This window comes from Candidatus Nitrosocosmicus agrestis (assembly GCF_008389435.1).
GTDB classification, from domain to species: domain Archaea; phylum Thermoproteota; class Nitrososphaeria; order Nitrososphaerales; family Nitrososphaeraceae; genus Nitrosocosmicus; species Nitrosocosmicus agrestis.
This window is the reverse complement of record NZ_VUYS01000026.1, coordinates 25913-37384: the sequence shown is the minus strand read 5'-3', so window position 1 is coordinate 37384 and position 11472 is coordinate 25913. Positions and strand designations below refer to the sequence as shown.

10 protein-coding genes are annotated in these 11472 nt (G+C 33.1%); 4 read left to right on the top strand and 6 right to left on the bottom strand.

What is annotated here, in order from left to right; all coding sequences use genetic code 11:
• Window positions 1-183: 183 nt before the first annotated feature.
• A complete protein-coding gene (locus tag F1Z66_RS13915) occupies window positions 184-1173 on the top strand; it encodes a class I SAM-dependent methyltransferase (RefSeq protein WP_149864233.1) in 990 nt (329 codons plus the stop codon).
• 113 nt (window positions 1174-1286) lie between these two features.
• Window positions 1287-2285, top strand: coding sequence for a hypothetical protein (locus F1Z66_RS13910; RefSeq protein ID WP_149864232.1), 999 nt, complete (start codon window positions 1287-1289; stop codon window positions 2283-2285).
• Between the two features lie 75 nt (window positions 2286-2360).
• On the opposite strand, the gene F1Z66_RS13905 is transcribed toward F1Z66_RS13910, so the two are convergent.
• The 3 genes from F1Z66_RS13905 to F1Z66_RS13895 all read right to left on the bottom strand — a co-directional run bounded on the left by F1Z66_RS13905 (window position 2361) and on the right by F1Z66_RS13895 (window position 4705).
• Window positions 2361-2852 carry a hypothetical protein gene (locus F1Z66_RS13905; protein WP_149864231.1) on the bottom strand — a complete coding sequence of 164 codons (492 nt, stop codon included), beginning with the start codon at window positions 2850-2852 and terminating at the stop codon, window positions 2361-2363.
• Window positions 2853-2942: 90 nt separating this feature from the next.
• Entirely contained in the window at window positions 2943-4361 is a 1419-nt protein-coding gene (gene cysS / locus F1Z66_RS13900; RefSeq protein WP_149864230.1) for a cysteine--tRNA ligase, read from the bottom strand.
• A 38-nt stretch (window positions 4362-4399) separates the two neighbouring features.
• Window positions 4400-4705 (bottom strand): Rieske (2Fe-2S) protein, encoded by a 306-nt coding sequence (locus tag F1Z66_RS13895; RefSeq protein ID WP_149864229.1) that lies wholly within the window; start codon window positions 4703-4705, stop codon window positions 4400-4402.
• A gap of 102 nt (window positions 4706-4807) precedes the next feature.
• Between F1Z66_RS13895 and metG the strand changes: the two genes are divergently transcribed.
• Both metG and F1Z66_RS13885 read left to right on the top strand, forming a co-directional pair.
• A complete protein-coding gene (metG, locus tag F1Z66_RS13890) occupies window positions 4808-6613 on the top strand; it encodes a methionine--tRNA ligase (RefSeq protein WP_149864228.1) in 1806 nt (601 codons plus the stop codon).
• 58 nt (window positions 6614-6671) lie between these two features.
• Window positions 6672-7226: a nicotinamide-nucleotide adenylyltransferase gene (locus tag F1Z66_RS13885; RefSeq protein ID WP_149864227.1), complete on the top strand. Its 555-nt coding sequence runs from the start codon at window positions 6672-6674 to the stop codon at window positions 7224-7226.
• A 181-nt stretch (window positions 7227-7407) separates the two neighbouring features.
• Here the strand turns inward: F1Z66_RS13885 and egtD are convergent, their stop codons facing one another.
• The 3 genes from egtD to cofG all read right to left on the bottom strand — a co-directional run bounded on the left by egtD (window position 7408) and on the right by cofG (window position 10961).
• Complete coding sequence (gene egtD / locus F1Z66_RS13880) at window positions 7408-8388, bottom strand: L-histidine N(alpha)-methyltransferase (protein WP_149864226.1); 981 nt, start codon at window positions 8386-8388, stop codon at window positions 7408-7410.
• 106 nt (window positions 8389-8494) lie between these two features.
• Complete coding sequence (cofH, locus tag F1Z66_RS13875; RefSeq protein ID WP_149864225.1) at window positions 8495-9742, bottom strand: 5-amino-6-(D-ribitylamino)uracil--L-tyrosine 4-hydroxyphenyl transferase CofH; 1248 nt, start codon at window positions 9740-9742, stop codon at window positions 8495-8497.
• Window positions 9732-10961, bottom strand: coding sequence for a 7,8-didemethyl-8-hydroxy-5-deazariboflavin synthase CofG (gene cofG / locus F1Z66_RS13870; protein WP_149864224.1), 1230 nt, complete (start codon window positions 10959-10961; stop codon window positions 9732-9734). The genes cofH and cofG overlap by 11 nt, the downstream gene beginning before the upstream one ends.
• Window positions 10962-11472 lie beyond the last annotated feature (511 nt).

Below are 11472 nucleotides of genomic sequence, written 5' to 3'. Positions count from 1 at the left end.
GTAAATAAATTAGGAAGAAGGGTCAAGTTTCAATTATTACTTCTTCCATGTAAGAAGAACATAAAATCTGATATGATAAATTGGTGCAATCCATCGGTCGACTATTACAACTAGGAGTTTAAATCCCCTAACTGAATAAATTGCTACAAACATCTATAATGCATTAATAAAAAGAAATATCAATTGAAATCATCTCTATTTAACTTTAATTTTTTGTATTGTATTAATCATGATGAGAAAAGAACTCCGTTGACTCTTCAATCACTTATAATCCATCCTGAAGCAAAAAATGAATGTCTGGAAGGGTTTTTAAATTGTTCCAAATGTGGTATTAAATATCCAATTATCTCGGGTGTTGCAATAATAGTAAAAGACTTGTTAAAATATGCCGCGCAGAGGCCAACCTTGTTTGGGAAATGGTATTCCGAATGTGAAAGTCAGGCTATGAAAGAATTTCTTAAGGATTTGTCAATGAATATGAGTAATAAAGATGTGACAATAGAAGATAGATACGAATCATATGGTAGATACTTTCACACATATAAATGGCTTCATAATGAATCTTTTGAGAGTGATAAATTCCTTCATCTACTACGGTGGAAAATTAAACCCTCAGATATATATAAGAAGTTAACTACTGGAATAAATTTTAATCCTGAGGGAATAGCATTGGACCTTGGTTGTGCTTTAGGACTTTCCACATTTGAATTATCAAAAAAATTCTCCTTTGTCTTTGGGGTGGATACTTCATTTTCTTTTATCGTGGAAGCTAAGAGAAAATCACTTGAGTCAAAGATCACCAATACTGAATTCTTTGTTGCAGATATACTCAATCTTCCTTTCAATAATCAAAAATTTGACTTAGTGTTTGGCTTAAATATCCTTGAATTCTTGCCTATTGAAGAATTACTTCCCCAGATTCATGCTTTGTTGAAGCCAAATTGTATGTTTGTAACTACCACTCCATACGACTACAATAGAGAAATCGTGTTTAACCCCGACCTAAATGATCAAGTATTACGTTTAAAATTAGAAAAAATGGGTTTTGAGGTAACAATCAAAACAAAGAAGGAATCATACATTCCGTGGATTTTGAAAATAAATGAAAGGACTTATTTGTTTTATTTTCTTGATCTGATTGAGGCTTACAAAGTATCAAAACATAAACATTAAAGTTATAGTTAATGTTTATGTATTTTTTGAATAGTTGTTTTTGACCATCAAAAAATCATTATACTTGTTTCAAAATCTAATTATATTATTTTATACTCATCATTGATGGTATAATGAAAATAGTATTTATGCAATCTTCTTCTACTACATATTCCTTCTTAGACTACAATGAAAGTGAAGTTGATAGCACAATCCCGTCAAATTGCTCATTATACCTCTTTGGAAGAGCACTTGTGACTAGAAATATTGAATTACTTGACTCTTTGTATGGTTTGGAAACAGTTTTTGTGCCGAAGAAAATGAATTTCATTTCTCGACTGGTAAAATCGACAACTGGAATACCAGTAGAAGAAATAGACGACAATACCTATGCCAGGTTAATCAAAAATGAGTCTCGTGTCTCTTACAAACTTGAAATTTCAGACGGGGATAGTGTGCATTTATCGAACAATATTTTACAAAATTCCCTTGTTTCTAATAAAAACCTGTTGTTCCTGCCTTGTAACGCATTGATAGGAAAAAGGTCGACTAAAAAGAGTTTAGAATATTATAGATTCAAATATCCATGGGAATTTCTTGATATAATTCAAGAGTTACTCAAGAATGAAGTCACTCACTCAATTATATCAAACAAAGCATCTATTGCAAAGACTGCCATCATAGAGGGACCTTGCATCATAGAAGATAATGTTGTGATTGATGACTTTGCCAAAATAAAAGGACCGACATATATTGGAAATGGAAGCTTTATTGGGATGGGATCATTGATAAGGAACAGTATGCTTGATTATAATACTAATATAGGATTTAATTGCGAAATTGGAAAAACGTATTTTGCGGGAAATGCAAAAATTTCTCATCATAATGTCATTTTAGATAGTATGATAGGAAAGAATGTTTGGTTTGGTGGATATTCGGGAACTGCAAATGTATTACTCACACGAAAGAATGTACAATACCGAATCAATGGAGAATTGGTTGATACCGGAAGAAATCATTTTGGAGCAGTCGTATCCAACAATAGTTCTATTGGCGCATCCGTGATTGTACTGCCAGGTCGTAAGATTCCACCAGATTCAATTATACCAGCTGGAACAATCTTTTCAAAATAAATTGTTTTTCCTCAATTAAAAACTTAACAAACAATTTAACACATAAATTGCGAACCAACAGGTTATATTTACGAATCAGGATTTAGTCCCATTTATTACATCCTTGTAATATTTGAAAGCATTTGCTTCGTCTTCTAATGATTTTGATAGGTATACTGTTGAAATTTGATTCATAGTTTCATTGCCAGTAACTAGAAAATCTTTAAAATATTCATAGCTTTTAATTTCATTAGCAAAGGAATTTGCTAGGCTATTTTTTGCATCTTTGAATACATCTGGAGACTCGGTTTGGTTAAAACGATCTAACTGAGTAGTAAAATTTCGTAAATAGTCATCTGTAATTAGTGCCATTGATGAATTGGAAATTTGTCCCAGCTCCCATAATCCTATTTTATCTTGATAGTCCCTAGTTAAATTTACGGAACTTTGAGTCACTGACGCAAAATAATTCGCATATTGATTTTCACTTGTCTGCACCGACCTAACATTAACAAGTAGTAGCAAGGCTATTGCCACTATTGAAATCCCTATTAAAAAAGCTGTTTTCTTCTTCTCAGCTTTATTCATATATTTGAATTATTTGGCTTGGATAAAAATATTCAAAAAAACTTCAATATATGACTTAATCTTTGGGGGTTTATACCGTAAATTATATTGTCAGATATCGTCTATAGTCTTTTTTTTCCAAGATGTAAAATTCCTATGGTCAATCAATTCAACATTAAACTGTTCTTCGAGCTCAGATCGGACAACATCAGCTTCTTTGTATTTTTTTTCTCTTCGTAATCGATCCCTTTGTTTTGTTAGACTTTCTATTTGCTTGGCTTCTTCTTCATTAACTTCTTGAGGCTTGAAACCCAATACTTGAATAAAGTCGCGTAAAACTTTGAATGAGTTCTTCAATACGTTTTCATCTAATTTTTCTTCATGACTTAAGAGGTTATTTATGATGTTCACAAATCTAAAAAATGAACTCGTTGCTCCAGAAAAATTGAGATCATTTTCCAAATGGGCTTTAAATTCCGCAAATATTTCTTTATTTCCGTTGAGAATTGATTCGCGTGTCCTATTCGCCACTTCTGAAAATAATTTATTCCTGATCCTAAATTCTAACTCAGAATATGCATTGTCGACTTGTCTCCATTTACTCTTCATCTCTGAAATTGTATTGTCGGTATAATCAATTGGTTTTGAGTAATGGGATGACAAACAAAATAACCTTACAACATTGGGACCAACCGTTTTAAGGATTTCTGCCACTTTAACTGTGTTGCCAATTGATTTAGACATTTTTTCAGACTGCATAGTTACCATGCCAACATGCATCCACAATTTTGCAAATTCTGTTCCCGTCAAACCTTCAGACTGAGCAATCTCATTCTCATGGTGAGGAAAAATAAGGTCTTGTCCTCCTCCATGAATATCAATGTTTCCTCCCAAATACTTTAGGGCCATTACTGAACATTCTATATGCCATCCAGGCCTTCCACTACCCCATGGGGCCTTCCATGTTGGAGACTTCGAGCTAAACTTCCATAGAGCGAAATCCCTTGGGTCATCTTTTGAGTCATCAACCTCAACTCTGGCACCCAATCCCATCCGTTCTATATTCATTTTTGACAATTTCCCATATTCAGGGAAACTTTTTACTCTGTAATAGACTCCATTTAAACCGACATATGCCATATTCTTTTTGATTAAATTATTTACAAAATCAATTATCTCATCAATGTTCTCAGTAACCAAAGGATAATGTGTAGCTCTTAAAACATTGAGTTCATCAAAATCTCGATAATAATTATCTATATATTTCTTTGAAATTTCATCGGCTGTCACATTTTCTTTTGATGCTTTTGTAATTATCTTGTCATCGATATCTGTAAAATTTTGGACAAAATTTACATTTACCTCTAAAGATTCTAGAAACCTTCTAAGAACATCAAATACTATAATGGTCCTGGCATGGCCTATATGACATTCATCATAAACTGTTACCCCACACAAGTATACGTTAATATTTCCAGAATTGAAATCAACTTCCTCTATTTTCTTTGAAAGAGTGTTAAATAATTTCATATTATTCCTTTAGTTTTCACAAGACTTGGGATAAAAAATTAAACATTTAGGTATATGTCATCTTTTCTTACTTCTACTGGATAAGTTGTTAACTTTACGCCTTCCATATAATCTAGGAGTTCTCCAGTCCTAATATTATAATGCCAAAAGTGTAGAGGACACTCGACAATTTCGCCTACTACTTTACCTGGAGCAAGAGAGCCATCCTGATGCCTACACAATGCCTCAATCGCATAATACTTTTGTTTTGAAACAAATAATGCAATCCTTTGGCCATTGACGTTTAATTCTTTACCGCTTCCTTCCTTAACGTCTTTTACACTAGCAACTTTGATCCAAGTCATCTAATATTGATTGATTGAGATTAAAAATTATAAATGTTTTTTAAAATACCGCACTAATCGGTTGAATTAAAAACACCCTCGACGATGGTAAATATATCATAAATGTCTGGCCAATCAGAAGACACTGAGAATAATCTTAAAAATGCTAAAAAACATCAAACTCATTCACACTTACATCGGGTTGTTGACGGAACTGAGTTCAAAAATATATCTATCGATCCTTCCGACGCTTTAAAAATTCCATCAAATAAATCTTTTATCATAACCTCTGCTTTACCTTATGCAAATGGAGAAATTCATCTAGGACATATTGCCTCCACTTATCTTCCGGCGGACATATTTGCCAGATTTTTGAATTTAAATGGGAACAAAGTAGCCCATGTATGCGCAACAGATGATTTTGGCACTCCAATACTAATCCGGGCAGAAAAGTCAGGTAAAAACCCGTCCGAATATGTGAGAGAATGGAATATCAAAGATAAAAACGATTTTGAATCAGTTGGAATTACCTTTGATTTTTTTTCCAAGACAAGTTCAGAAGCTAACATAAAGTTCGTCCAAGAAGTATTTATTAAACTCTATAAAAACAATTTTATTTATGAGGAAAATGTTATTCAGTATTTTTGCACAGTTGACAAGAAATTCCTTCCAGATAGATATGTAGTTGGAACGTGCCCATTCTGTAATGCCGAAAATCAATACTCAGATTTGTGTGAATCATGTGGAAGGGTTCCAGAGGTTATAAAAGACCCTAAATGCCTTTTATGCGGGAATTCGCCTATTAAGAAAGATAGTACTCATTACTTCTTTAAGCTTTCTGAATTTGGTGAAAAATTAAATAAATGGTTGACAGAAAATCCCGATTTACAAACAGATGTAGTAAATTACGTATTAAGCTGGGTTAATTCTGGTTTGCAAGATTGGGATATTACACGCGATTTAACCTGGGGAGTACCAATACCAAAAATAGGATCGAATGACGAATTTAAAAATAAGGTGTTTTATGGCTGGTTTGACAATCATCTTTGCTATATTTCGGCATTTAAAGAGTACTGTGAAAAATCAACCAAAGAGGATGGTAAAAAGCTTTGGAATAATTCCCAAGTCATACACTTTATAGGAAAGGATATTGTTTATCATCATTATCTGTTCTTACCTGCGATAAGAATGGGAATCAATTATGAATATAAATTACCTGACAAGATAGTAACCCGGGGACATTTGCTTTTTCAGAATAAAAAATTATCAAAAAGCAAAAACTGGTCAATTAGTTTGAACGGATTTACTCAAACTTTCAATAAGGATTATCTTAGGTTCTATTTATCTTCCATTATACCATACTCTCAATCAGACATTAATTTTGATTGGGACACATTCTACGAAAAAATTAACAACGAATTAATTGCAAATATTGGAAACTTTGTTAATAGAACGCTTTCCTTTACCCTGAAGCAATTTTCAGGTATAGTTCCTGAATGTGCCACCTTCGATGAACTTGATTTGAAAGCAATCGATCTTTTAAAACAAACTCCATCAGAAATAGGACACTTAATCTACAATAACCATATTGATAAAGCTATGAAAAAAATTCTTCAATTCAGTTCACTTTTTAATCAGTATTTTCAGAACAAGGAACCTTGGAAATTCTCCACCAACTCTCACAATACCATTTTCATTTCTGTCAATGGAGTGAGGGCCTTATCGATATTATTATACCCTTTCATCCCTGATTCGGCGTCCAAAATATGGACTCAGTTGGGATATTCAGACAAAATTACTGAACATAAATGGAACTCTGCAGGAGAACTTTTAATAGGTGGCAAACACAAAATAAATTCAAATATTACACCAATTTTTCTCAAACTTGAGAGGGCTGATATCGATAAAATGAAAAATGGTTTCAAATAATTCGAAACCATCAAATCTAAATTTTAATAATATCAAATAGATAATCATAAAATGTATAATGTCTAACCGGTCTAAAGCAGCTGTCCTTTTAGGAAGGTTTCAGCCTTTTCATCTTGGACACTTGGCTCTCGTGAAACAAATCTTGATTGAATGTAAGGATCTTTATTTGGTAATTGGTAGTTCGCAGGAAAATTACACGCCTCATAACCCATTCACTACAGGTGAGAGAATTAGAATGATCCGACATAGTTTGTTAGATGCGAAGATTGATATGAATAGAATCTTGCTAATTCATGTCGCAGACGATGACAATAATGCCAGATGGTTAAGTAACGTCATGTCGTATGTTCCGCCATTTGATCTTTTATATTCAGGAAATTTATTTATAACTGCGTTATTGGCACATGAGAGTATTGTTTTAAGAAATCCTAAATTTATTTTAAAGGATATTTACAACGGTACTAAAATTAGAAACATGATACTCGAAAACAATTTACAGTGGCAAAATCTAGTTCCAACGCCAGTAAAAGAAATTATTATTGAAATCAAAGGAGTAGAACGCATTCAAAAACTAAATAGCTCTTGGACTGACTCTCCATTCAGTTATGAGTAATATATTTTCAAACCATTAGAATCTAATTGGAAAGAATAATTTCTCAGGCTTTTATCTTTTTATGATACTTTTCCTGTTCTTTGACTCAGAGACAAAGGCTCAAACATTCAACTGTAAAAACTAACATCTCTTCGATCTGATAGTGCTATCAATCAAAATAGATGCCCAGAAATCAATCAAGTTAACTTGGCCTAAACAATACCAAATTGAACCAATTTTTGTCGTCCCTAAAATTTTGTTCAACTAAAAATCCTGATCTTGAGGCAAGATTTTCGATTTTTTGCTCATCATATTTATAAGAACTTTCAGTGTGGATTGATTCGCCCTTTTTAATTGGAATTGAATCCTTACAACCTTTAAGATGTATGAATTGGTCAATTTTAGATTTTATATGCATCTCAATTCGGTTCTGACGAGTATTATATAAAGCAAGGTGTTCAAAATTATTTACATCAAAATTTGCACCTAATTCTCTGTTAATACGGTGTAATAGATTCAAATTAAAGTCAGCCGTATATCCAGCTTTATCATTATAGGCACGTTCTAGTACCTCCTCTGCTTTTATGAGATCAAATCCAACTAATAGTAAATCATCATCGTACATTGTCAACCTAATTTGCTTCAAAAAATCCCTTGCATCTTCAGGTTCAAAGTTTCCTATACTCGATCCTAAAAAGAGGATTAACCTAGCTGATGATTCAAAATTATAGTTGTTTTCAAATAGAATGTTATTGCATTCCTTAATTCCGTTAACATAGTCATTTGGTATACCCTTCACAGTCAGATTTTCATGAAATGATTCAAGATCCGCAACTGTAGAATCCAGAAAATTAAATGAGATGTCGATCGGAAAGTATATCAACTTATTTTGATTTTTTAAAATTTCTGGGAACAAATACCTGGTTTTTTTCGAACTTCCACTACCTAGTTCAATTAAAATTATTTCTTTGGTTATCTTATCAGTTATCTCAGAGGCATTTTGTTTCAATATGGATAATTCGGTCCGTGTAGGATAGTATTCAGGTTGGTCAGTGATTAACTCAAACAATTGAGATCCTCGATTATCATACAAATATTTAGAAGGCGTTGATTTTTGGAGAGGCTGTTTTAATCCATTTAAGACATCATTTCTAAACTCGTCATTACTCTTGTCCAGATACAAATTTTATTAGATCTTTTGAAAAACTATATAAAAATATTTGTGAAATCAAACCTAGAAATTTTAATTAAATCACTTAAATAGGAATCCACTATTTGAAACATTGTTATTATTTCATTCTATATCTAAACTCATTTAGCTTGATTAATTTGTTATATGATCCAAATATCTCTGGGTTTATTTCATCTAATCTATTTACTTCCTTACTCTCTTGAGATTCGTTGAACTTTTTCATAATTTCATATCTCGAAGACCTTTGCGCTGGAATTCGTCCTGACTCATATATCAATTTTCTAATCTCCTTTGGTCTCATGAATTGGCCGTATTGTGCCCCTGCAGCAGTCGAGATACTTTCATTAATTAAGCAGCCTCCAAAATCGTTAACCCCGCAGTTAAGTAACATCTGTGAGATTTTTGGTCCTTCTTTTACCCATGAAACTTGTAAGTTGTGAATAAAATTATTAAAGTAAATACGAGAAATTGAATGCATCTTGATAACTTCAAAACCATTTGCGCCACTCCTTAAGCTGTCCACTAACTGTAATTCCGACATGGGTGCCTCATTGTGTATATAACTAAGCGGAACAAACTCTGTGAACATTCCACTCTGTTTTTGTATATTCCTTAAAAGTTCAAGATGTTTTACTATATGGTATGGTGTTTCTATATGTCCATACATAATTGTAGAAGTTGTAGGAATTCCCAATCTATGGGCAGATGAAATTATGTCGACCCAATCCTCGACTTTAATCCTGCCCGGTGAAATCTTATTACGTACCTCTTTTACCAGGATTTCGGCAGAAGTTCCAGGTAAACTTCCTAATCCTGCTTCCTTTAAAATTTTGAGGTACTCATAAATACTATTATTAGACCTGATCGAGCCATACAATACCTCCTCAGGAGAAAATGCATGAATGTGGATATCGGGTAATCTATCTTTGATAGCTCGACAAATATCAACGTATAGCATGCCATCCATATTCGGAGGCAAACCTGCCTGGATGCAGACCTCGGTTGCACCTAGTTTCCAGGCCTCTTCAGCGCGCCTTACAATTTCTCTTATTGGTAACAAATATCCTTCCTCGGTACGAAAATCTCTGCTAAATGCACAAAAGCCGCATTGTTTGATGCACACATTTGTGAAGTTTATATTCCTATTTATGACATAAGTAACGATATTACCGTTTTTACGTTTTCGAATCTCGTCGGCCACAAGGGATATGATAAAAGTATCAGAGTTTTCCGATTCAAATAACTCTATTGTCTCTTTTTCTGAGATCTCTTTGTCATCTAGTGATTTGTTAAGTATGCTTGAAATAACTGGGTCAATATTTTTAAAAATACTCTCAATATTCATGTTTAATATGTTCCTCTTTGACCAAGCCGTAATTATCTACAAGGTGTTCTATATATCCTTTGAGGTCGGGGTGAACAAAATTCCTATTTAAATTTTGATCAATGATATATTTAGGGTAGATAGGTAGTCGAGCTCTTAATATATGGCCATTTTTATATGTGGTATTTGCTATTTCGGTGATAGTGGGCCAAGGACATTCGGGGTTCACAAAATCAGGTGTTATGGGAGAAATTCCTCCCCAATCATTTATCCCTGCATGCAAATACTTTGAATAAATTCTTGGACTTAAATTGGGTGGAACTTGGATACTAATATCTCCAAGAATAATTCTGGCAGAACTTAAACATCTCAAGAAATATGAAAAAGATGGGGATCTAGAATATTCCATCTGTGTCCCCATCTTTGGTAAGAAATTCTGGATTATAACTTCTTGAATGTGTCCATATTTAGTATTCAGGTCTTTGATAAGTATTAATGAATCAATTACCTCCTCAAACGTTTCTCCTATTCCTATCAACAATCCGGTAGTTATTGGAATTTTCAATTCGCCAGCAGAAATAATCGATTTCAGTCTAACTTTTGGTATCTTACTTGAGGCATTAGCATGTACCTGGCCTCTTTCCAATAATCTCTCACTGGCATTTTCAAGCATCATGCCTAAACTCACATTTGTTGACTTTAACATAGACATTTCCTTTTTTACAAGACTTCCCGCATTAGTGTGTGGAAGCAATCCGGTCTTGACTAGAATTTTTTCGCTAAGATCCGATATTAATTCAGTTAAACTTGCAAATCCCAAATCATTCATCCATTTTTTAGCTTCGATATACTTGGTTTCTGGCCTTTCTCCAGTTACTATTAAAGCTTCAGTACAACCAGCTCTTTTTCCCGCCTCTGCTATTGCAATTGCTTGGGATGGCCGCAACATAACAGCCCCAAATTCATTTGGCTCTTTTTTATAAGTGCAGTAAGAACAGGAATCCTTGCATAAGTTGACCAGATTTATAAATACTTTTCTGGAATATGTTATATGGTTACCATATATTTGATCTCGTATCGATTTAGAAAGTTTTACAAGGTCACAGAGTTGTACAGTTCGAAGAAATTCCTTTAATTTATCTTTATTTACAAATTGTCCACTTATTATATCCTGACGAACGTTTACTCCTTTAAAGGGAAGGTCTAATATTTGATTCTCAAGATCGTCAGGCATAGCCATATATTGGAAATGGGATTAATTATAATTATCTGAATCACAGATATTTGTTGATAGAGTAAACTAAAAGTAGATCCATTTAAGTCGAGCAAATTGATTCTTTAGACCTATTGATTTAAAATTTTTCGAATCCCACAGGTTTCACTGTTATTTTATGTTTATTAATATTAAAGGATTATTGACTGATTAACTAGAATCAGGTTGTTATGATAATGGTAGCTCACTGGTCAAAAAAATATTGAAATTCTCGTTACGAAAATAGGGCAAGTTATTCACGACAAAAGGGTTGGAACATTAGGTATTTTTACGTCCTTATGCCTTGTATAAAGTTAGTATCTAATGGGTTTTATTTTATATGTTATAACAGTAGATAATTATAGTCTCCATCAAACAAGATGTATATGCTATAAATATGAGTTAATAATCGTCTAGTTCTTATGTTGTTTTTGGATTTGGCTAAATTACTTTACGATTAAGCGATTTCTTATGTCTTATTGGTCGGGGGTGAACTTAT

Coding starts and splice junctions, on each gene's coding strand:
- F1Z66_RS13910 (WP_149864232.1), top strand. CDS start 1,287: ATGAAAATAGTATTTATGCAATCTTCTTCTACTACATATTCCTTCTTA.
- F1Z66_RS13905 (WP_149864231.1), bottom strand. CDS start 2,852: ATGAATAAAGCTGAGAAGAAGAAAACAGCTTTTTTAATAGGGATTTCA.
- cysS (WP_149864230.1), bottom strand. CDS start 4,361: ATGAAATTATTTAACACTCTTTCAAAGAAAATAGAGGAAGTTGATTTC.
- F1Z66_RS13895 (WP_149864229.1), bottom strand. CDS start 4,705: ATGACTTGGATCAAAGTTGCTAGTGTAAAAGACGTTAAGGAAGGAAGC.
- metG (WP_149864228.1), top strand. CDS start 4,808: ATGTCTGGCCAATCAGAAGACACTGAGAATAATCTTAAAAATGCTAAA.
- F1Z66_RS13885 (WP_149864227.1), top strand. CDS start 6,672: ATGTCTAACCGGTCTAAAGCAGCTGTCCTTTTAGGAAGGTTTCAGCCT.
- cofH (WP_149864225.1), bottom strand. CDS start 9,742: ATGAATATTGAGAGTATTTTTAAAAATATTGACCCAGTTATTTCAAGC.
- cofG (WP_149864224.1), bottom strand. CDS start 10,961: ATGGCTATGCCTGACGATCTTGAGAATCAAATATTAGACCTTCCCTTT.